Source organism: Thermococcus prieurii (genome assembly GCF_054657655.1).
In genome coordinates, this window is the sequence record NZ_BAAHYH010000002.1 from 1,294,897 (window position 1) to 1,314,847 (window position 19,951).

Below are 19,951 nucleotides of genomic sequence, written 5' to 3' on the forward strand. Positions count from 1 at the left end.
CACAGCTCGGACAAGGCTGAACTCATCATCCCGAAAAAAGTTGGAACGGGCGCTTAAAAAGTTAATCAAAGGGAACAAAAACGTTATTTATTCACAATGCAAAACTCCATCGGTGAGAGAATGGGAAAGATAACCGTTGAGCTTAACGTCCCCGATGATGTTCTGAGGAGCATTGACCTCAACAGAATAAGGCGAATGGTGGAGCGGGAGATAGAGATTGAGTACGTGACGAAGAAGCTTCACGGAAAGTTCCAGGGCATGGACCTGAGAAAGCTCCTCGAAGAAGGAAAATGAGTGCTCAGCGATCACCTTTCCTTCCTCACCCTTCGGTTCGCCCATCACTCATCATCGCGGGGAAAAATAGGAGGAGGGACCTTAAAAAGGTTTCAAAAGCAAAAAGTGAAGGAGGCAGTGGAGTCAGAGGCCCAGCTCGAACTCATTATCATGCTCGACGACGACCCTCAGGATTCCGTTCTCAAAGCTCTCGTCCACGATTCTACCCTCAATCGCATTGACTTCCTCAACGCCCCGCAAAGCGACCTCGCTGGAACCGCTCAGGTGGTTCCTGAAGCGGAGCGTTTTTCCGTCCCCACTGAGGGGTGTGGCCGTTGCGTAGACCACCTCAACGTCTCCGACCCTAACGCCGAAGGGCAGGAAGAGGGCACCGCGCTTTTTCATCTCGATGCCGTCGAGGAGCTGGGGAACTTTGATTCCCCTGTACCTCACTTTTCCGAAGACCCTGTGGCCGCGCGGATTGAGCAGGACGAGGTAGTTACCGCGCGGAATCGCTATCATGTCCCTGTCCGTGACCTCGAAGTCCCTCTTCACGTTCTGCATCTCAAGCAGTTTGTCAACGAACTTCCTGTGGAGGTCGTGGTAGCTGTTGTAGTACTGGAGCCTGAAGCCGAGGACGACGGCGCTCCCCTTTCCCTTCCTGATGAGCGTTCCGACGGGCCTGCCGTAGTGGAAGACGAACGGCTCACCGCCTTTAACCTCTCTGACGGTGTTCCTGACGAGCATTCTGTCTATTCCCTCGCTCTCGACGCTCGTGAACTGAATCAGTCTCGGATTGTCCCTCGCCTCGGCCCTCTCAACCTCGACGCCGAGGAACTCGGCGAGGGCGGAGTAGGGCTTCATGTTCTCGTCGAGATATGGAAGCATCGGCAGGATTACGAGGTTTCCGCCCCTCGCAACGAACTCCACGAGCTTGTCCTGGACCTCCCGGGACATGAAGTCGAGGCTGTATACCCAGAGCTGGCCGTAGGAGAGCATCTCCTCAACGCTCGCCTCCTCAAGGTCGAGGACGTCGAAGGGAACGTTGCTCATGGCGAGGAGCGTTAAAAGGCCCCTCTCGCCGAGGAGGTATTCGTTGAGGTTCACGCTCTCGGTCAGGCCCTTCCTCAAGCCGAAGGTGGCTATAGCCTCGTAGGGCTCGTAGGTCCCGAAGGCCACCTTCGGCCTCAGCTCGGCATCGGAAAAGGCAGGGTTGTTGAGCAGGAACTCGCCGAGCCACTTTATCGGCTCAATGTGGGGCCTCTCGCTTCCGTCGAGGCCTATCGGCGAGTAAACATCCCAAGTCACGCCGTTGTGGGACTCGTAGCCTTTTGGATTTTCACCGCCGACGTAGAGGTAGTAGTTGATGTTGTGGATTCCGAGCGAGGCTATCAGCGAGTAGAGGTGCTCCGCTTCATCGGGCTCGATGGTGTGGGCGAGGGAAACCTGCGTCTCTATGCTGAGGGGCGGCGTTCCGAGCCTCCTCTGGTAGAAGCGGTAGACCCCGGTTTTGTAGTAGATGTGGCCGAGCCTGTCTTCCTTCAGGTCGAAAGAGCGGTAGAAGGAGTACCAGAACTCTGTCCAGAGGTGGATGTCGAGGTTTCTCTTCTTAACGTAGCGGTAGAAGTGTCTCCAGGCCGCGAGGAGCAGGTAGGGGTCGAGGATGCTTATCGGGACGTCGATGTAGCGCCTGAGGTGGTCGTAGAGGATTTCCACGTAGCGGTTGGTCATCCATATCTTGAAGTGGTGCCAGTCGAGTATCTTTGGCAGGGGCTCGTTCTCGCTCGCCGGCGCGTAGACCTCGGAGTAACCATTTATTGGCGTTCCATAGCGCTCGCTCAGCTCGTCGAGGGAGTAGTTAGAGCGAAGCCACTCCTCCCACAGGCCGCCCGGACGGGTGATGACCTCGTTGTAGTCGGTGAGGAAGGGCTGGAAGATGGTCTCCCAGTAGGACGGCTCGTCGTCTATGGAGACGCTTATTATCGGCCCGCCGTTGGTGTAGAGGTAGTCCCTGATTATCGGGAGAACTTCATCGTACCACTCAGAGACGGCCTTGAGGTATGTAGGGTGGAGGTAGGTAATAGGGGGATAGTAGATGTCCCTCGGCAGGGGTCCGTTGGGGCCTTTCGCAAGGATTTCCGGGTGCTCGTCGATGAGCCACTCGGGTATCCCGCCGTTCCTCCACTCGCCGCAGATGTAGGGGCCGGGCCTTATGATGACCTTCAGGCCGACTTTATCTGCCAGCTCAAGGAAGCCTATTAAGTCCCTCTGGGGGTGTGTCTCGCCGGTGAAGTCGAACTTTCCCTTCTCGGGCTCGTGCCAGTTCCAGGCGACGTAGGTGTCTACCGTGTTGAGGCCGTGCCTCTTCATCCTCTCCAGCCTTTCCTTCCAGCTCTCCCTTGGGACTCTGAAGAACTGGAGCGTTCCCCCGTAGACCTGGAAGCGCTCCCCATCCAGTAGGTAAGTCTTACCATCGTGGCCAACTTTCATCACCATCACCACTTGACCACCTTGCTGAGGAACCTTGGATTGTCCGGATTCAAACCGTGCGATACGGCCTTGTAGTAAGCGAGGAACTGAATTATCGGGAGGTAAAGGACGGGACTTGCAAGCTCGTCCAGTTCTGGGATTTCAATGAAGTAGTCCGCCCCGGTGTCGCGCCTTCCGACGGTGAGAACCCTGGCCTTTTGCCCCTGGAATTCCTTCGTCAGCTTCTCGTGCCAGTCGAAGGGCTCGTTCACGAGGAGGACGACGAGCGTTCCCTCGTCAGCGATGGACTTGAAGCCGTGCCTGACCTCGAACGTTGGATAAGCCTCGCTCCAGAAGAGGGCCATCTCCTTCATCTTGAGCATGGCCTCAAGGGCTATTGGATAGAGTATCCCCGAGCCGAGGAAGATGACGTTCCTGAAGTCAAAGCCTTCCACAATCTCCCTCACGTGGTTCTCGTTCTTGAGGACCTCCTCCGTGAGGGAAGATACGTGCCCGGCGTCCAAGGTTTCCCTCCCGTACGAGTGGAGGAGTAGCTGGAGGTAGGCGAAGTAGAAGGCCGGGAAAGAGTGAGTCATTACGACGCTCTCCTCGTGGGCGGGAACGATTAGCGCGTAGTCCGCTTCCCTCGAAAGGGTGCTCTCGTAGGCCGTGAGAGCGAACCTGAGAACGTCAAGGGCTTTTAGGGCTTTAATAGCTTCAGTCGTTTCGCCGGAGCGTGAGATTGCCACGAGAAGCTCAGGGTTTCCTATGCGGTACCATTCGCGCGAATAAAGAAGTTCGGAGCAGGGGAGGGCCACTCCCCTGCCCCCGAGGCGGGTGGTTGCCATGGCCAGCGGCTGCGACAGGAAGTGTGAACTGCCACAGCCAGTGTAAACTATCTCTCTCGGTAACCGGAAGTCGTGACTTGTCGTGAAATCTTCAAAGGCCTTTTGGGCCTTCATTATTCCCTCTGGAGTCTTCCTAATCTCCCTAATCGTCGAGTGCATCTCACTCACCTCCGTAAAGATGACAGGCAACCCAGTGATTCTTCTCAACCTCGTGGAGAGCTGGGCGAACCTTGAAGCACTCCTCCTTGGCCTTGGGACATCTCGGGGCGTAGCGACAGCCCTCGATGGAGTAAACGGTCCCCTCCTCCTTTTCGGGCTCGATTCCCTTGAACTCCCACTTGACGTTCAAATCGGGGACGCTCTCAAGGAGCATCTGGGTGTATGGGTGGAGCGGGTTGTGGAAGACCTTCTCAGTGTCCCCCATCTCCACTATCGTCCCGCGGTACATGATGATGGTCGTGTCGCTGATGTAGTAGCCCAGAGCCAAATCGTGGGTAACGAAGAGAACCGAGGTTCCGTACTTGTCCCTGAAGTCGCCGAGTAAGTTTAGGACGTCAATCCTCGTCGAGGCGTCGAGCATCGAAACCGCCTCGTCCGCTATGAGGAGCTTCGGCTTCAGCAGTAAGGCCCTCGCTATGAGGATTCTCTGGAGCTGGCCGCCGCTGAGCTGGTGCGGGAACTTTCCGCGAATCTGGTCCGGGTTGAGGCCGACCTGGATGAGGGCCTTGTCAATCATCTCATCGCGTTCGCCCTTGCTGACGTCGGGGAGGTAGGAGTCGAATATCAGGTCGAAGGCCCTGTCTATCGGGTGAAGGGGATTAAAGCTCGCGAACGGGTCCTGAAAAACCGCCTGAACCTGACGGTAGTAGTTCTTCTTAAGCTCCTTCTTGCTCATCTGGAGGATGTCCCTACCTTCGAAGAGTATCCTTCCGCTGGTTGGCTGGATGAGGCGGAGGATGAGCTTTCCTGTTGTCGTCTTTCCGCTACCGCTCTCCCCAACCAAAGACACGATTTCACCGGTCTTCATGGTGAAGCTGACGTCATCAACCGCCCTAATCTCAAAGCCGCCGATGAGACCGGACGTGAATATCTTTGTGAGGTGTTCAACCCTGAGAAGTTCGCTCATTGGCTTTCACCCCCGAGGAGATGACAGGCCGCGTAGTGCTCCTCGCCGACCTTCACGAGCCTTGGTTCAACGTGCTGGCACTTATCGAGGGCATACGGACAGCGGGTGTAGAAGCGGCAAGCCCTTCGGCGGGTTGAGAAGGCTTATCGGATACCCAGGGATTCCCTTGAGCTTCTGCTTCTTGTACTGCACTCCCATCCTCGGCAGGGAGTTAAGGAGAAGCTGGGTGTAGGGATGGCTCGGTTCGTTGATGACTTCCTCGGTGGGACCAATCTCGGCCACCTTGCCAGCGTACATTATCATTATCCTGTCGGCTATCTTGTCGAGAAGGGCCAAGTCGTGGGTGACGAAGATGATTGACTTGACGATTCCCTCCTTCATGAAGTGGTGGAGGAGCTCAATGACGACGCGCTGGGTCGTGACGTCGAGGGCAGAGGTGACCTCGTCCGCGATGAGCAGGTCCGGGTTGAGGAGGGTAGAAACAACCATCGTTGCGCGCTGGCGCATTCCACCGCTCAGCTCGACGGGATACATGTCGGCGACCTTGGGCGAGAGCTTTACCATCTCGAGCCTCTCACGTAGGAGTTTCTCTATCTCCTCCCTGTCGGTGTAGCCGTGCTCCTTAGCCAAGTCCCAGACGATGTCCTTGATTTTCTTCGTTGGGTTGAGGGCGTTCATGGCGTACTGGGGAATAATCGAGAGCTCCGTGTAGCGGATTTTTCTGGATTCCTCCGGCCTCATAGTCATGAGGTCCTTGCCCTTGAAGAGGGCTTTGCCACCCATGTGCACCATCGGAGGTTTCCTGAGGATTAAGGAGTGGACGAGCGTTGACTTCCCGCAACCGCTCTCACCGGCCACACCGAAGACCTCGCCCTCCCTAACCTCAAAGGAAACCCCGTCAACGGCCTTTACGTGGCCGAGTGGGGTTGAGTAGTAGATTTTAAGGTTTTCAACGGTGAGCATTGCCATCTCACTCCCTCCTGAGGCGCGGGTTGAAGACTTCCTCCATGCCTATGTTGATGAAGAACAACGCCGTGATGATGAGGGTGATAATCAGCCCTGGCGGGATGAACCACCACCACCAGCCGAACTGAAGGGCGTTGTAGGCTATCGCCCTCTGGAGGATGTTTCCAAGGGAAACCATTGTCGTCGGTCCGAGGCCGATGAAGTCGAGGGTTGCAGAGGCGAGGATTGCACCGCTGAACTGCAGGATTCCGGCCATGAAGATGTAGGAAATCATGTTGGGCATTACCTCGGTGAAGATAATCTTGAAGTCGCTCAGCCCGGCGAGCTTGGCTAAGTGCACGAACTCTCTGTTCTTGAGCGAGAGGGTCTGGCTTCTCACGGCCCTCGCGACCCACGGCCAGCCGGTGAGACCTATGATGAGCGCCTGAATTCCCGGTGTTCTGGCGGAGAGATAAGCCGCAACGAGCACCAGGAGTACTATGGACGGAATCACCAGCATTATGTTCGTGAACATCATCAGTATCTCATCGACCCAGCCACCCTTGTATCCTGCAACGAGGCCTATGGTTATGCCCAGCGCCGTTCCGAGCAGGGCCGCAAGGAGGGCTATCCACAGGCTGGTCCTGAGACCGTAAACGAGCCTCGCGTAGAGGTCCTGACCGTTGATGTTCGTTCCGAGGATGTGGAGGACCTTGACCTGTTTGCCCGTGTAGGTCGTTATGACCTCGTGGCTCATCGGGGGAAGCGTCTTCGTTCCGTAGGAGGCTATTTTAACTCCCCCGACTTTCTCGTAGTAGAGGCCGTCCCACGCGAAGGGTGTGAAGAGCGGGCCGATTAGGGCAAAGATTACAAAGAACATGAGGAGGCCGAAGCCGAACTGGAACTTCCTGTTCTTGAAGGCGATTCTAACCATCTCGAACTTGCTTCTCCTCGCCATCTTCAACCCTCCGTGTAGCTCGCCCTGACGCGCGGGTCAATGAAGGCGTAGATTATGTCAATCAGGAAGTTTGCCGCGAGAACTGAGACGACGACGATGAGGAACGCTCCCTGGAGGAGGAAGTAGTCCTGGCTGAGTGCCGCGTTCATTATGAGAACGCCTATCCCCGGGTAGTTGAAGACTATCTCCGTTGCAATAGCCCCGGCAACCATCATTCCCAGCTGCAGGGCCAGACCCGTTACCTGGGGCAGGATGGCGTTCCTGTAGGCGTGTTTGGTCATGAGCTTCTCGCTGGCTCCGAGGGCCTCAAGGTAGCGGACGTAGTCTGCCTCGAGCTCGTAGATTATCATGTTGCGCATTCCTATCGCCCAGCTACCAATCATGACTATGAACAGGCTCAGGAAAGGCAGAATCCAGTGTGAGAGGAAGCTCTTGATAAAAGCCCAAGAAAGGCTTGGGACGAGGTTCTCGGCGTAGGCCCCCGAGTATGGGAGCCACCCAAGCTTAACCCCCACAACGTAGACGAGAATCATCGCGAACCAGAAGTAGGGCATGCTCGCGAGGAAGTAGAATACCGGCATCGTGTACTTATCATACTTCTTGTTTTTACCCGCGATTGCACCGAGCCAGTTACCAACGAGCCAGCTGAGGACTATCGCGGGGAGGAGGATGGCTATATCATACGGAAGAGCGTGCCTGATTATACTCGAAACGGGGGCGTGGTAAAGCATGCTGTAACCGAGGTTGCCATGGAAGAGGTTAACCCAGAAGTTGAGAAACTGCTTCCACATGGGCTGGTTTAAGCCGTAGAGTTGCTCGTAGAACTTTACGAGCTGAGCGCTGGCAGCACTGCCGCTCCTCGACATCATGGCCTCTATCGGATTGCCCGGCATGAGTCTGGGCAACAGCCAGTTAAGGGTCACGGCAAATATGAACGTAATTCCATACACGAAGATTTTGCGTGCAAGGTACTTCTTGAACCCCATTGCCTACCCTCCGCCGCTTTGGTTTTCAACAAAGTTGAGAGAAAGGAAAGGAGGCATCACCTTCTACGGCGTCTCAACAACAGCGGGACAACGGCAAGGCCAACTATTGCGGCCGGACCGCAGATGCCCTTGCTGCTCTTCGAAGTGGTAGTGCTGCTCGTCGGAGCCTGAGTGCTGGTGGCAGTGTTGGTGCTGGTCTGGGTCTGGCTGCTGGTGTGGGTCACGGTCGCGCTACCTCCGGTTGGCTTGACACCGAGCAACGCTAGAGCCGTTCCCCAGGTTCCGTACTTGGCCCAGAATATTGGGACGCCGTAGGGATTCTTCTCGTTGGGCCAGTTGGTCCAGTACTTGGTGTTGGCCTCGTAGAAGAGCGTTGCCATGTAAACCGGAACGGCCGGAACGTCCTTGAGCCATATCTCGCTGAGCTCCTTTATGTACTGGGCCTCCTTGTTCGGGTCGGTGGTCTTGGCGAACTCGTCGAGAATCTGCTGGGCCTTCGGGTTGGTGTAGTTGCCGAAGTTGGCAACACCATCCTTGGCGAGGAGGGCGTTGTAAACCGCGTAGGCGGTCGGCTGGAAGGTTCCAGCCCAGTGGAGACCGAGGTCGAAGTCACCGTTGTGGTACTTGCTCATCATGGTACCCCAGTTGTACTTGTCGATGACGACCTTGATGCCAAGGGCCCTGAGCTGGTTCTGGATTATCTGAGCGGTTGAAATCCAGTCGGAACAGCCGGCACAGGTGACGAGGTGGAGGACTATCTCCTTACCGTTGTAGGTCCTCCAGCCGTTGGAGTCCTTCTTCATGCCAAGCTGGTCGAGTATCTTGTTGGCCTCGGCGATGTTGCCGTACTGCCAGCCGTACTCCTTGATGAGACTGTCGAGGTCTATCTTGTTGGCCCACTTCTTGAGGAGACCCGTTCCAAATGGTATCTCAGAAGGCATTCCACCTATCGGCCCGTTGGTGATTATCTGCTTCGGGTTGATTGCCATCGCAATAGCGCGCCTGAACTGCGGGTTGTTCATCGGGGGCTTCTTGGTGTTGAAGTAGAGCAGAACGGGGGCAACGGGCGGGAAGTAGGGCGGCTTGTCAAGCCAGCTGACGAGGTACGGGTTCTGCTTCTTGGCCTGGACGATGTCAATGTAGTAGGTTCCAACGTCAAGATCGCCCTTGATGAAGGCGTTGGCGGCCTGGGCGTTGTCCTTTATGTAAAGCTGGATGATGTACTTAGGGGCAGGCTTGCCGAAGACCTTGTTGCCCCACCAGTCGTCATTCCTTATGAGAATGGCCTTCTGGCCCTGGACGACCTTGTAGAGCTTGTACGGGCCGGAGCCGACGAGGTACTTCATCTCGTCACCGAGGAAGGTCATCTTAGCGACCTTCTTGGGGTCGAGGTTCTTGAAGATGTGCTCGGGGATTATGAGGGCACCCTGTCCCCAGCCGTAGAAGAGCTGGAGCTGCCAGAGCTGGTAGTTCGGAGTTCCTGAGAATATGAAGTCCACGGTCCTGTTGTCAACGACCTTTATCTCCTTGAGACCAAGCTTGGTCCAGTTCCTGAGACCCATCTCCTGATAGTACTCGTAGGAGAACTTAACGTCCTCGGCCGTCAACGGCTTGCCGTCCTGCCACTTGAGTCCGGGCCTGAGTTTAACCTCAAAAACGTTTGGTTTGACCCACTTCCAGCTCTCGGCAAGCCAGGGCTTAAGTTGGCCTGTCATAAAGTTCAGCATTGCAAGGGGTTCAAATATAAGACCGTCGAGACCAATGATGTTGCCGCCCGAGAAGGGGTTGGCGTTGGTCGGCGGAGCGCTGTTCGCTGTGTACAGCGTTTCGTTCCTCGGGTACGTCGAAGCGGCGCTAACCGAGGCAAAACCAAAAAGACTCCCGAGCATTATGGCCACAACGGCCACGGCCAGGTACCGTTTCATAGTTCGTCACCTCATTATAAAGGATGTCAATTTTATAACATTCGAGGATTCTATATAAGCTTTTTGGTGGACGCTACTGTCCCCGGATGTATAAACTGTGCGCAAATTACAAGTCTGTGCGGGGGAGCACCTCAAAAACTATAAAAACCATGAAAACCACAAATCAATACAAAGTTATAAAGCAGGGGAGCGGTGAACAGGCATGTCCAATTTCATCTGGGGAGTTGTGCAGTCGGCCTTTCAGTTCGAGATGGGGGATTCCCTTCGGAGAAGCATCGACACACGGAGCGACTGGTGGCACTGGGTTCGCGACCCCTTCAACATCAAGAACGACCTCGTGAGCGGGGATTTGCCCGAGGAGGGCATAAACAACTACGAGCTCTACGAGATAGACCACCGTCTTGCGAAAGACCTCGGGCTGAACGCCTACCAGCTCACCATCGAGTGGAGCAGAATCTTTCCCTGCCCGACCTGGGGCGTAGAAGTGAAGGTCGAAAGGGACTCTTACGGGCTGATAAAGCGCGTGAAGGTTCCGAAGGAGGCACTTGAGGAACTCGATGGCCTGGCGAACAGGAGGGAGGTTCTCCACTACTTAGCAGTCCTTAAAAACCTGAAGAAGCTCGGCTTCACGACCTTCGTCACGCTAAACCACCAGACGTTGCCTGTATGGGTTCACGACCCGCTCTGGACGAGGAGCGACTTCGAGGGAAGCAGAGCGAGAGGCTGGGTTGACGAGAGGAACATCATCGAGTTCGTCAAGTTCTCAGCCTACTCCGCCTGGAAGTTCGGCGAGCTGGTTGATTTCTGGGCCACCTTCGACGAGCCGATGGTTACGGTTGAGCTCGGTTATTTGGCTCCCTACGTCGGCTGGCCCCCGGGAATCCTTAACCCGAAGGCGGCCAAGAAGGTCATCATCAACCAGATGGTGGCCCACGCGAGGGCCTACGACGCCATAAAGGAGCACACGAAGGCGCCGGTGGGAATAATCCTCAACATAATTCCAGCCTATCCGCTCAACCCCCACGACGCGAGGGACGTTAAAGCTGCTGAAAACTACGACTACTTCCACAATAGGCTCTTCTTAGAGGCCCTAAACAGGGGAAGGATTGACCTGGAGCTCGACTGGAATCCTGTGAAGATTCCCCACCTCGAGAGGAACGACTGGGTCGGCAACAACTACTACACGAGGGAAGTCGTGAAGTGGACCGAGCCGCGCTTCGAGGAGCTTCCAATGGTTACTTTCGTCGGCGTAGAGGGCTACGGCTACTCCGGGAACCCGAACGGCGTTTCCCCGGACAACAACCCGACGAGCGACTTCGGCTGGGAGGTCTATCCGAAAGGTTTATACGACTCCACCGCCGAGGGAGCGGAATATGGAAGGCCGGTTTACATAACCGAGAACGGCGTGGCCGATTCCAAGGACATACTCCGCCCGAGGTACATAATCGAGCACGTGGAGGAAGTGAAGAGACTGCTCGAAAACGGTGTAGACGTCAGGGGCTACTTCCACTGGGCTCTAACTGATAACTACGAGTGGGCGATGGGCTTCAAGATTCGCTTCGGCCTTTACGAGGTCGATATGATAACCAAGGAGCGCATACCGAGGAGGAACAGCGTTGAAACCTACCGTAAGGTCGTGAGGGAGGGAGTGGAATGAAGACGATAGCCGTTGACGAGACCACCTGGAAGAAGATTAAGATGCTCAAGGACAAGCTGGAAGCGAGGTCCTACGACGAAGTCCTCCAGAAGCTCATAGAAACCTGGCACCTCGTCGAGCTCGACAAGAAGGTCGACAACGTCGTCGTTGACGAGGAAGAGGCCGAGACTCTGATTAGCATACTCGAAAAGAAGAAGGGGAGTTAGCCATGCCACTGCCACCGGATATAACCTTCGACAGCATAACGCTCCTCAAGATGCATACCGCCAGAAGGAAGAGACAACTCGAGATAACCCTCGCCAAGTTCAACGTCTCCCTGTCAATCATCACCGTCTACCGCTACCTCTCGGCCAAGGCCTACCTCAAGAGGAACGTCGAGAGAGAACTCGAAATCCTCAAGGACATCTACAACGTAGTCCCCCTCGACGACAGGATAATAGCGAAGGGGGCCCAGATTGAGGGCCAGCTCCTCCAGAGGGGCGTCATGCTCGACCTTGAGGACGTGCTTACGGCCTCGACGGCGATAGTGACGAACAGCCTCCTCGTAACGGACAACCCGAAGCGCTACGAGCCGATGAGGCAGTTCGGCCTTGACACGATGCCCCTTGAGAAGTTCCTTGGCGAGCTCGAAAGGATAGTGAAGAAAGAACTCAAATGAGCTCCGCGAAGGGAGTTATGTGCAGGAACAGGCCGGGCATGAAGCGCAGACCTTCCGCATACTTCGTTCCCGCTTTTTTCCCGTAGTAGAGCGCCACCGTCCTGAGGAAGGGCTCCCACTGCTCCCAGATATCGTCGGTAAACTGGCTCTTATGAGCCCTCACGGCCTTCAGCTTGAGCTCCATGACGTCCGTGATGTCGACGAAGTAGTTGGGCTTGGCGGTGTAGTAGAAGCCGAAAACCTCGACCTGATGTGGTTTTATGCCTAGCTGGACGTCGCTCGGGACGACGTTTGGCAACGGGGAGAACGATACCGCCTCGAGGGCGAGCCTTCCAGCGGTCACGTGGTCAGGATGAGCCTCGTAGGGCAACCAGGGGTCGGGGGCGAGTACGGCGTCGGGCTTCTCCTGCCTGAGAACCTTTATTATCTGGTTCCTCGCCTCGATGGTGTAGGGGAGCTCCGTATCCTTGTAGCCGAGCCAAATGATTTTGTTCACACCGAGCATCTTAGCGCTCTCTTCCTCCTCGCGCTTCCTGATTAACGCCAGCTCGTGGGCGCTCACGTTCTCCTCGGTCGTTCCCATCGAGCCGTCCGTGAGACAGAGGTAGACCACCTCCTTACCAGCCTCGGTCAGCTTCCTTATCGTTCCACCCAGGCCGATTACGCAGTCGTCTGGGTGGGGCTCGATACAGAGGATTTTATCCACCTCGTCGAAGGGGTTGCTCAGGTCGAACTCGAGAACCTCGTCGAGGAGCCTCCTGAAAGCCATCTCAAAGTCGTTCACGTCCTCAAACATGTACACCACCTCAATTATAATCATCGTTGGATTTATAATCAATGGTCAGAATATAAAAAGGTTTCAGTCCAAAAAAGCAAAGGGTTTAAAGTCAACGCCCTTAAGGATAGCGGTGGTGCCTATGGAGGAGTTCGTCGAGGTCAAGATTCCGAAGAGCCTCTACGACAGGATAAAGGAGCGCGTCGAGGAAGCCGGATTCGACAGCGTGGACGAGTACGTTACCTACGTCCTCAGGGAGGTACTGGCAAGCCTCGAGGAGGAAGAGGAGGAAGTCTTCAGCGAGGAGGAGGAAGAGAAGGTCAAGGAGCGCCTCAGGGCCCTCGGCTACCTCGACTGATTCTCACCATTTTTCAACCCGCAGATGAGGTGGTAGAATGGTTTCAAAGCCCCACGGCGGAAAACTCGTCAGGCGTATCGTCGCCGAGAGAACCCGCGAGAGGATTTTGAGCGAGCAGAACGAATACCCCCGCGTTCAGATTGAGCACGGTCGCGCTATAGACATTGAGAACATCGCCCACGGCGTTTACTCTCCGCTCAAAGGCTTCCTCACGAGCGACGACTTCCAGAGCGTCCTCGACAACATGCGCCTGAGCAACGATTTGCCCTGGACGATTCCGATTGTCCTCGACGTTGAAAAGCCAAACTTCGACGAGGGAGACGCAATCCTTCTCTACTATGAGAACCTCCCGGTAGCGAGGATGCACGTCGAGGAAATCTACACCTACGATAAGAAGGAGTTCTCTGTGAAGGTCTTCAAGACCGACGACCCGGCTCACCCCGGCGTGGCAAGGGTCATGAACATGGGGGATTACCTGGTCGGCGGTGAGATTGAGCTCCTCAACGAGCTACCGAATCCGTTCGCGAAGTACACCCTGAGGCCCGTTGAAACGAGGGTTCTCTTCAAGGAGCTCGGCTGGAAGACGATAGTGGCCTTCCAGACGAGGAACGTCCCGCACCTCGGCCACGAGTACGTGCAGAAAGCGGCGCTAACCTTCGTGGACGGCCTGTTCATCAACCCAGTCCTCGGGAGGAAGAAGAAAGGTGACTACAAGGACGAGGTCATAATAAAGGCCTATGAGGCCCTGTTCAGGCACTACTACCCGAAGGACAGCGCAACCCTCGCGACGGTTCGCTACGAGATGAGGTATGCAGGCCCAAGGGAGGCCATACACCACGCCATAATGAGGAAGAACATGGGGGCGACGCACTTCATCGTCGGTCGCGACCACGCGGGCGTTGGCGACTACTACGGCCCCTACGAGGCCTGGGACCTCTTTGATGAGTTCCCCGACCTCGGAATAACCCCGATGTTCATAAGGGAAGCCTTCTACTGCAAGAAGTGTGGCGGAATGGTCAACGCCAAGATATGCCCGCACGGCGAGGAATTCCACGTCCACATAAGCGGAACCAAGCTAAGGAAGATGATAATGGCCGGCGAGCAACCGCCGGAGTACATGATGCGCCCGGAGGTTTACGAGGTCGTCAGGAGCTTCGAGAACCCCTTCGTGGAATGAGGAGAAACGTTATTACCCTTCTCATCCATCTTTTATCGGTGGGACTGATGGAGGAAGTTGAGGTGGTTTATGAGAACGGCGTCTTCAAGCCGTTGAAGAAGGTGAACCTCAAGGAGGGAACTCACGGTAAGGTAATCGTCGAGCTTGGATTGGCGGACATCATTGAGAAGTTCGGCGAGAAAGTTGAAAAAGACGCCCTCAGGGAGTTCCTTGAAGAGAGGTTTTAAATAATGAATCCCTTGAATCCAATGAGGTGAGTTAGGTGAACCTAATCGTCCACCACTGGGACACGGACGGGATAACCTCGACGGCACTTCTTGTGAAAGCCTTGAACCTCGATGACTTTACCAACATGACCTCGGAGATAGGAGAGTTCCGCTTCGACGAGAGAATCTGGAGGGCAATTGGAAGGGCCGAGAGGCTCTACGTTCTGGACTTCAACGTTCCGGGCGAGGTCGAGAGGGTTAAAGTCCCCACGCTCTTCATCGACCACCACAGCCAGCCGAGAATAGAAAACCCGCTCGTGGAGCAGGTTAACCCGTCGCTCGAAGGGAGCTATTATACCTCGTGCTCCCTCGTCGTCTCGGAGCGCTTCAACCTCTTCAACGCGTGGACCGCCCTCGGGGCAATCGGCGACATCGGCGAGAGGGCGTTCGAGCTTGAGTGGGTCGGAAGGCTCCTGGAGGGGGAAGGGCTCTCGAGAGGGGAAGCCCTCAGACTCGTTGAGCTCATGGATTCAAACTACATAACCATGGACAGGAATGGCGTTGAGGAAGCTGTGAAAGTTCTCCTGAGCAATCCGCTCAAAGAACTCCTCGACTACGAGCCGTGGGTTAGAAAGGCGGAGGCGATAAGGGAGTCAATCGAGGAAGCCATTTCCAGAGTTGAGGAGAGAAACGGCTTCGCCTTCGTCCGCTTTGAGAGTCCCTACAACATAATCTCCAAAGTCGCCAGAAAACTCGTGTGGGAGATGAACTATAGTGGAGCGGTTGTCATCAACCGGAGCTTCCACGGAAAGGCCCAGCTTTACTTCAGAATCTCCCCTGAAACGGCCGAAAAGATTGACATGAAGGCCCTGATAGAGCGGGTTAAGAAAATAGGCGCGAACGCCGGTGGCAAGAGGGAAGTTCTCGGTTGCGTCTGCGAGAGGGGAAAGGTTGATGAGGTTTTGAAGCTGATTGAGGAGCAACTGGGGTGGTGAGATGTTCGAGGAGAAGGTTAAGGAGGGTATGGAAAGAACCAAAAAGCTCTTCGTCATCGGTCTCGACTCGGCTCCGCCTGAGCTACTCTTCGGGAAGTTCTACGACGAACTGCCGAACCTGAGGAAGCTCATAGAGCGCTCGATTCACGGGCCGATGAAGACGGGCATTCCGGCGATAACGATTCCTATGTGGATGGTGATGGTCACCGGCAAAACGCCAGGAGAGTTAGGCCTCTACGGCTTCAGGCACAGGAAGGGCCACAGCTACACCGAGTACTGGATTGCCCACAGCAAGAAGGTGAAAGAGCCGACGCTCTGGGACTACCTCGGGGCGAGGGGAAAGAAGTCGATAATAGTGGGTGTTCCGCCAACCTACCCACCGAAGCCGATAAACGGCCACCTCGTCAGCTGTTTCATAACCCCCGATGCCAGCGTGGACTACACCTACCCGAAGGAGCTCAAGGGCGAGATTGAGCGCCTCGTCGGCGAGTACATCTTCGACGTCCCCTTCAGGAAGGAGGCCAAAGATGAAGTCAAGGAAGGCCTCTGGGAGATGACGGAAAAGAGATTCGAGGTAATCCGCTACCTTTTGAGCGAGAAGGAGTGGGACTACTTCCACTTCGTCGAGATTGGCCTAGACAGGGTTCACCACGCCTTTTGGAGATACTTCGACCCCAACCATCACCTCTATCCCGGAAAGGGCAACGAGTACGAGAACGTCATCCCCGACTACTGGAAGCTCTTGGATAAGGAAATCGGAAAGACGCTCGAGCTCATAGACCTCGACGAGACGGCCGTGATGATAGTTTCCGACCACGGCATAAAGGCGATGCACGGCAACTTCGCGGTCAACCAGTGGCTGGCCGAAGAGGGCCTCCTCAAGGTCAGGAACCCCGAGGTCCTCCACGACGGGAAAATCAAGCGCTTCGAGCAGATAAAGGTCGACTGGAAGGAGACGGTAGCGTGGGGCTGGGGAGGCTACTACTCGCGCGTTTTCCTCAACGTGAAGGGCAGGGAGCTGTTTGGCAGAGTCCCGAAGAGCAGGTTCGACGAGGTTAGAGAAGAAGTGGCCGAGCTTATACGCTCTATACGCGGTCCGAACGGCGAGAAGTGGGACAACCGCGTCTACTTCCCGGAGGACATCTACCCGGTCGCGAGGGGCAACAAGCCCGACATAATGGTCTACTTTGACAACCTCAACTGGCGCGCGGCGGGAACCGTTGGACACCCGAGCAACTACCTGCCCGAGAACGACACCGGACCGGACGACGCGAACCACTCGGAAATCGGCGTGTTCTCGCTCTACCTTCCGGGCTTCGACGAGGCAAAGCAGACACAGCTGACAATCTACGACGTGGCCCCAACGGTGCTTACACTCTTCGACCTGAGGGAGGAAGCCGAGAAGCTCAGGGGAGAGAGCATTCTCCCGTGAGTCCCTTAATTTTTTGAGAGGATCTGTCAATGGAAATCATGTTCATACCCCATGCGCTTCAGAGACTCGAGGAGAGAGGGATTCCCAGAGAACTCGTTGAAGAGGCCGTCAAAAATCCCGACGAGGTTAGAGACGGCTACTGCGAGAGGAAGGTTGCCCAGAAGAGACTGAACGGTAAGTTGATAAGGGTCATCTTCGAGGAGGAGGGAGAGGACGTCGTCGTAATAACTGCCTACGTGACGTCTAAGGTTAGGAAATACGGGGGTGAAAGGGCTTGAAGATATCGTACGACCCGAAACACGACGTCATGTATATAAAGTTCTCCGATGGGCGGATAGTCGAGAGCGTTGAGGTTGAGGAGGGCGTGATTATCGACTACGGCGAGAACGGCGAAATTATAGGCATCGAGATTATCAACGCATCTGCGAGAACTCACACTCACCCTCTTAACGAGATAACCGTCAAGATAGAAAGCGCCACAACGTGAGGAGGGAAGGACGTGACCGTTAAGAACCTCGAGAAGGGCTTTACAATCTGGCTCACCGGGCCGAGCGGTGCTGGGAAGACGACTTTAGCGGTGAAGCTCGCGAGGAAGCTCAGGGAGATGGGCTACCGCGTTGAGATACTCGACGGAGATACCATAAGGAAAACGCTCTACCCAAACCTCGGCTTCAGCAAAGAGGCCAGGGAGATGCACAACAGGGTTGTAATCCACATGGCAAAGCTCCTCAGCAGGAACGGGGTCATAGCGATTGTCTCTCTTATCTCGCCGTACAAAGCCGTCAGAGAGTACGCGAGGAAGGAAATCGGCGATTTCATCGAGGTCTACGTCTACGCTCCCCTCGAGGTCAGGATTCAGCGCGACCCGAAGGGTCTCTATGCCAAGGCTCTGAGAGGCGAGATAAAGGGCCTCACCGGCTACGACGGCGTCTACGAGGAGCCGGAGAATCCTGAGGTAAAGGTGGACAGCTCCAAGATGACGCCGGAGGAAGAGGTGGAGGCGGTAATAGCGAAGGCCAGGGAGCTGGGCTACCTTCCGTGAGGTGATTCCATGAACCCCGCCTTCGTCGGCCTCGGCTTCGTCGTCGGGTTTCTCATAGGGCTGACCGGCGTGGGCGGGGGTTCGCTCATGACTCCCTCCCTGATTTTCCTCGGCGTCGAGCCTTTAACGGCGGTGGGAACCGATTTGCTCTACGCGACCGTAACGAGGGTCTTCGGCGTTCTCTTCCATGGAAAGAAGGGCCACGTGAGAAAGGACATAGCATTCCGCCTCTTGGCAGGTAGCGTTCCAGCCGTCCTGATTGGCGGTTACGCCGTGAGGCACATCCCCAAGGACGTTCTGAACCAATATTTAACCCTCGTCCTCGGCGTCATTCTGGTCGTTACGGCCGTTCTGAGCCTGCTCAAGGGCGAGATAAGGCTTCCCTTAAGGCCGAGGTGGGCCTACGTCTACCTGCTCGGCTTCATTGTTGGACTGACGGTTCAGTTCACCTCGGTTGGAGCCGGCGTCATAATCAGCTTCACGCTCATGAACGTTGCCCGGATTAACCCGCGCGAGGTCGTCGGGACGACGATACTCTACGGCTTGGCTTTATCGGCGATGAGCTTCCTGAGCTACGCGAGCATGGGAAGCGTGGACTACATCCTAGCCGGGACGCTCATAGCCGGAACTATTCCGGGCGTTTACCTCGGGACTGCCGTGAACGCCAAGGTTGATAAGGAGAGACTCAAGAGGGTTATCAACGTCATAATCCTGCTAATTGGCATAGTGATACTGATGAAACGTTTGGGAGCAGGGTGAACGGAATGAACATTGAGGGAGTTGTGGCAAGGGTTGGGCCGTTGAAGAGGATGCTCTATCCGATGTACAAGCGAAGAAAGGAGAGCGACTATGAGGCTGCGTTCAAAAAACGCCTCAAAGAACTCGAGTCCCTCAACATTGAGATACGCGACCGCCTTAACGTCCTCGTGGTGGTCGCAGACTGTCTCCGCTTCAAGAACACCAGTTTGAGCGGATACGAGAGGGACACGACCCCGTTTCTCTCATCGCTGAGAAACTCTGGAAAGGCGGCGGCCACGGCGCCCTGGACACATCCCTCAGTTGCATCCATCATGACGGGGCTGTACCCTCACAACCACGGCGCGTACATTCACTCAAAAGTCAGAGACTTCAACAACCCTAGGAATATCAAAGGCATACGCCGGAAGCTTTTAACCCTTCCAGAGATAGCGGGTGCGAACGGGTACGGGGTTTACTTTGCAACGTCCATAGACGTTGCGACGTTCCCCCTGAGGGGTCGAACTCCGGTCAGGGTTTATCCCGCCGAAACAAGGGGGGAGAAGATAATAAACGACTTCCTGAAATGGCTCGAGGGACTGAGGGAAAGAAACTTCTTCGCGTACCTTCACCTAGGGGACACCCACGAGCCCCTCAATCCACCAAGGGAGTTCAGGGACTACTTTGGGAGGATAAAGAGAATCAGAAACATTGACAGATGGTCCTTTCAGAGACCGGAGGAGCAGAGGGGAAAGAAATTCGAAGAGTTCAAACGAAACAAGCTTCTCCTGTACGACAACACGATTAGGTACGTCGACTGGCTTTTTGAAAGGCTGTACAGGGAACTCGAACGCCGCGGACTTCTTGAAAGTACGCTCTTGGTATTCACCGCCGACCATGGGGAGGAGTTCTGGGAGCACGCAGAGCTCGAGGCCGGAAACTTCTACGACCCCCGCGGGGTATACGGGGTTGGACACGGGCACAACGTGTTCAACGAGATACTGGAAGTCCCGCTAGCTGTTGAGGGACCTGTGAAGAGCATGAGGATGGAGAACCGCTCCCTCGTGGATTTAGCGCCGACGATTCTCGAGGTGTGGGGAGTCGAACCACCCTACGAACTTGATGGGCGCTCCCTGAGCAGAAAACCCCGGAAATTCCTCCTCAGTGAGGCCACCGGATACGGCTACGAAAAGAAGGCCCTAACCGTTGGCGGTGTGAAGTTACTGTACGCACCTGAGGACGGCGTTGAGTGGGTGTTCCTGCTGGAGAGGGACCCCGGCGAGACCAAACCGATAACCGACAGGGAGCTCGTTGAAGTTATGAGGAAAAAACTCCTATCAATACTGGCCAGGGACGAGATTAAGCTGAAAAACAGCGCGCGGTGAG

At 55.6% G+C, this 19,951-nt stretch carries 21 protein-coding genes and 1 pseudogene; 14 read left to right on the forward strand and 8 right to left on the reverse strand.

The annotated features are described in order from the left end of the window. Positions 1 to 120 precede the first annotated feature (120 nt). On the forward strand, positions 121 to 294 hold the full coding sequence (locus ACYQ04_RS10375; protein WP_460129332.1) for a hypothetical protein: 174 nt from the start codon (positions 121 to 123) through the stop codon (positions 292 to 294). Positions 295 to 417: 123 nt separating this feature from the next. Here ACYQ04_RS10375 and glmA read toward each other — a convergent pair whose 3' ends face one another. The 7 genes and pseudogenes from glmA to ACYQ04_RS10410 form a co-directional block, all read right to left on the reverse strand. Then, positions 418 to 2,763 carry an exo-beta-D-glucosaminidase gene (gene glmA, locus ACYQ04_RS10380; protein WP_460130173.1) on the reverse strand — a complete coding sequence of 782 codons (2,346 nt, stop codon included), beginning with the start codon at positions 2,761 to 2,763 and terminating at the stop codon, positions 418 to 420. Between the two features lie 5 nt (positions 2,764 to 2,768). Then, positions 2,769 to 3,749 carry a glucosamine-6-phosphate deaminase gene (glmD, locus tag ACYQ04_RS10385; RefSeq protein WP_460129334.1) on the reverse strand — a complete coding sequence of 327 codons (981 nt, stop codon included), beginning with the start codon at positions 3,747 to 3,749 and terminating at the stop codon, positions 2,769 to 2,771. Between the two features lies 1 nt (position 3,750). Beyond that, complete coding sequence (locus tag ACYQ04_RS10390) at positions 3,751 to 4,716, reverse strand: ABC transporter ATP-binding protein (RefSeq protein ID WP_460129336.1); 966 nt, start codon at positions 4,714 to 4,716, stop codon at positions 3,751 to 3,753. Continuing rightward, a pseudogene (locus ACYQ04_RS10395) lies at positions 4,713 to 5,685 on the reverse strand (ABC transporter ATP-binding protein). Before ACYQ04_RS10395 ends, ACYQ04_RS10390 begins: the two are co-directional and overlap by 4 nt. A gap of 1 nt (position 5,686) precedes the next feature. Next, the gene (locus ACYQ04_RS10400; RefSeq protein ID WP_099209466.1) at positions 5,687 to 6,619 is read right to left on the reverse strand and encodes an ABC transporter permease; all 933 of its coding nucleotides are present in this window, start codon (positions 6,617 to 6,619) and stop codon (positions 5,687 to 5,689) included. Positions 6,620 to 6,621: 2 nt separating this feature from the next. Further along, the gene (locus ACYQ04_RS10405) at positions 6,622 to 7,605 is read right to left on the reverse strand and encodes an ABC transporter permease (RefSeq protein ID WP_460129340.1); all 984 of its coding nucleotides are present in this window, start codon (positions 7,603 to 7,605) and stop codon (positions 6,622 to 6,624) included. Positions 7,606 to 7,661: 56 nt separating this feature from the next. Further along, positions 7,662 to 9,530: an ABC transporter substrate-binding protein gene (locus tag ACYQ04_RS10410; RefSeq protein ID WP_460129342.1), complete on the reverse strand. Its 1,869-nt coding sequence runs from the start codon at positions 9,528 to 9,530 to the stop codon at positions 7,662 to 7,664. Between the two features lie 202 nt (positions 9,531 to 9,732). Here ACYQ04_RS10410 and bgaS point away from each other — a divergent pair, with 202 nt between their 5' ends. From bgaS to ACYQ04_RS10425, 3 genes are read left to right on the forward strand one after another with little or no spacing between them, the layout of a single operon-like run. After that, positions 9,733 to 11,187, forward strand: a complete 1,455-nt coding sequence (bgaS, locus tag ACYQ04_RS10415; RefSeq protein ID WP_460129344.1) for a beta-galactosidase BgaS — start codon at positions 9,733 to 9,735, stop codon at positions 11,185 to 11,187. Continuing rightward, complete coding sequence (locus tag ACYQ04_RS10420) at positions 11,184 to 11,393, forward strand: hypothetical protein (RefSeq protein ID WP_042691091.1); 210 nt, start codon at positions 11,184 to 11,186, stop codon at positions 11,391 to 11,393. The genes bgaS and ACYQ04_RS10420 overlap by 4 nt, the downstream gene beginning before the upstream one ends. A gap of 2 nt (positions 11,394 to 11,395) precedes the next feature. Beyond that, positions 11,396 to 11,845: a type II toxin-antitoxin system VapC family toxin gene (locus ACYQ04_RS10425; RefSeq protein ID WP_460129346.1), complete on the forward strand. Its 450-nt coding sequence runs from the start codon at positions 11,396 to 11,398 to the stop codon at positions 11,843 to 11,845. Here the strand turns inward: ACYQ04_RS10425 and ACYQ04_RS10430 are convergent. Further along, complete coding sequence (locus ACYQ04_RS10430) at positions 11,838 to 12,641, reverse strand: PIG-L deacetylase family protein (RefSeq protein ID WP_460130176.1); 804 nt, start codon at positions 12,639 to 12,641, stop codon at positions 11,838 to 11,840. The two genes, ACYQ04_RS10425 and ACYQ04_RS10430, sit on opposite strands and share 8 nt — an antisense overlap. Positions 12,642 to 12,762: 121 nt before the next feature. On the opposite strand from ACYQ04_RS10430, the gene ACYQ04_RS10435 reads away from it, so the two are divergent. The 10 genes from ACYQ04_RS10435 to ACYQ04_RS10480 are packed head-to-tail and all read left to right on the forward strand — an operon-like array spanning position 12,763 to position 19,950. Continuing rightward, positions 12,763 to 12,978: a CopG family transcriptional regulator gene (locus ACYQ04_RS10435; RefSeq protein ID WP_173866261.1), complete on the forward strand. Its 216-nt coding sequence runs from the start codon at positions 12,763 to 12,765 to the stop codon at positions 12,976 to 12,978. Positions 12,979 to 13,015: 37 nt separating this feature from the next. Further along, complete coding sequence (sat, locus tag ACYQ04_RS10440) at positions 13,016 to 14,155, forward strand: sulfate adenylyltransferase (RefSeq protein ID WP_460129347.1); 1,140 nt, start codon at positions 13,016 to 13,018, stop codon at positions 14,153 to 14,155. 47 nt (positions 14,156 to 14,202) lie between these two features. Further along, positions 14,203 to 14,382, forward strand: a complete 180-nt coding sequence (locus tag ACYQ04_RS10445; protein ID WP_460130178.1) for an antitoxin family protein — start codon at positions 14,203 to 14,205, stop codon at positions 14,380 to 14,382. 35 nt (positions 14,383 to 14,417) lie between these two features. Next, the gene (locus ACYQ04_RS10450) at positions 14,418 to 15,356 is read left to right on the forward strand and encodes a DHH family phosphoesterase (RefSeq protein ID WP_460129349.1); all 939 of its coding nucleotides are present in this window, start codon (positions 14,418 to 14,420) and stop codon (positions 15,354 to 15,356) included. Between the two features lies 1 nt (position 15,357). Beyond that, the gene (locus ACYQ04_RS10455; RefSeq protein WP_460129351.1) at positions 15,358 to 16,788 is read left to right on the forward strand and encodes an alkaline phosphatase family protein; all 1,431 of its coding nucleotides are present in this window, start codon (positions 15,358 to 15,360) and stop codon (positions 16,786 to 16,788) included. 29 nt (positions 16,789 to 16,817) lie between these two features. Continuing rightward, on the forward strand, positions 16,818 to 17,066 hold the full coding sequence (locus tag ACYQ04_RS10460) for a DUF4258 domain-containing protein (protein ID WP_460129353.1): 249 nt from the start codon (positions 16,818 to 16,820) through the stop codon (positions 17,064 to 17,066). Further along, positions 17,063 to 17,275: a DUF2283 domain-containing protein gene (locus tag ACYQ04_RS10465; RefSeq protein WP_099209479.1), complete on the forward strand. Its 213-nt coding sequence runs from the start codon at positions 17,063 to 17,065 to the stop codon at positions 17,273 to 17,275. Before ACYQ04_RS10460 ends, ACYQ04_RS10465 begins: the two co-directional genes overlap by 4 nt. 12 nt (positions 17,276 to 17,287) lie before the next feature. Next, on the forward strand, positions 17,288 to 17,830 hold the full coding sequence (gene cysC, locus ACYQ04_RS10470; protein WP_460129355.1) for an adenylyl-sulfate kinase: 543 nt from the start codon (positions 17,288 to 17,290) through the stop codon (positions 17,828 to 17,830). Positions 17,831 to 17,839: 9 nt separating this feature from the next. Then, on the forward strand, positions 17,840 to 18,589 hold the full coding sequence (locus tag ACYQ04_RS10475; protein ID WP_460129357.1) for a sulfite exporter TauE/SafE family protein: 750 nt from the start codon (positions 17,840 to 17,842) through the stop codon (positions 18,587 to 18,589). Positions 18,590 to 18,594: 5 nt separating this feature from the next. After that, on the forward strand, positions 18,595 to 19,950 hold the full coding sequence (locus tag ACYQ04_RS10480; RefSeq protein WP_460129358.1) for a sulfatase: 1,356 nt from the start codon (positions 18,595 to 18,597) through the stop codon (positions 19,948 to 19,950). Position 19,951 lies beyond the last annotated feature (1 nt).

Coding starts and splice junctions, on each gene's coding strand:
- ACYQ04_RS10375 (WP_460129332.1), top strand. CDS start 121: ATGGGAAAGATAACCGTTGAGCTTAACGTCCCCGATGATGTTCTGAGG.
- glmA (WP_460130173.1), bottom strand. CDS start 2,763: ATGAAAGTTGGCCACGATGGTAAGACTTACCTACTGGATGGGGAGCGC.
- glmD (WP_460129334.1), bottom strand. CDS start 3,749: ATGCACTCGACGATTAGGGAGATTAGGAAGACTCCAGAGGGAATAATG.
- ACYQ04_RS10390 (WP_460129336.1), bottom strand. CDS start 4,716: ATGAGCGAACTTCTCAGGGTTGAACACCTCACAAAGATATTCACGTCC.
- ACYQ04_RS10400 (WP_099209466.1), bottom strand. CDS start 6,619: ATGGCGAGGAGAAGCAAGTTCGAGATGGTTAGAATCGCCTTCAAGAAC.
- ACYQ04_RS10405 (WP_460129340.1), bottom strand. CDS start 7,605: ATGGGGTTCAAGAAGTACCTTGCACGCAAAATCTTCGTGTATGGAATT.
- ACYQ04_RS10410 (WP_460129342.1), bottom strand. CDS start 9,530: ATGAAACGGTACCTGGCCGTGGCCGTTGTGGCCATAATGCTCGGGAGT.
- bgaS (WP_460129344.1), top strand. CDS start 9,733: ATGTCCAATTTCATCTGGGGAGTTGTGCAGTCGGCCTTTCAGTTCGAG.
- ACYQ04_RS10420 (WP_042691091.1), top strand. CDS start 11,184: ATGAAGACGATAGCCGTTGACGAGACCACCTGGAAGAAGATTAAGATG.
- ACYQ04_RS10425 (WP_460129346.1), top strand. CDS start 11,396: ATGCCACTGCCACCGGATATAACCTTCGACAGCATAACGCTCCTCAAG.
- ACYQ04_RS10430 (WP_460130176.1), bottom strand. CDS start 12,641: ATGTTTGAGGACGTGAACGACTTTGAGATGGCTTTCAGGAGGCTCCTC.
- ACYQ04_RS10435 (WP_173866261.1), top strand. CDS start 12,763: ATGGAGGAGTTCGTCGAGGTCAAGATTCCGAAGAGCCTCTACGACAGG.
- sat (WP_460129347.1), top strand. CDS start 13,016: ATGGTTTCAAAGCCCCACGGCGGAAAACTCGTCAGGCGTATCGTCGCC.
- ACYQ04_RS10445 (WP_460130178.1), top strand. CDS start 14,203: ATGGAGGAAGTTGAGGTGGTTTATGAGAACGGCGTCTTCAAGCCGTTG.
- ACYQ04_RS10455 (WP_460129351.1), top strand. CDS start 15,358: ATGTTCGAGGAGAAGGTTAAGGAGGGTATGGAAAGAACCAAAAAGCTC.
- ACYQ04_RS10460 (WP_460129353.1), top strand. CDS start 16,818: ATGGAAATCATGTTCATACCCCATGCGCTTCAGAGACTCGAGGAGAGA.
- ACYQ04_RS10475 (WP_460129357.1), top strand. CDS start 17,840: ATGAACCCCGCCTTCGTCGGCCTCGGCTTCGTCGTCGGGTTTCTCATA.
- ACYQ04_RS10480 (WP_460129358.1), top strand. CDS start 18,595: ATGAACATTGAGGGAGTTGTGGCAAGGGTTGGGCCGTTGAAGAGGATG.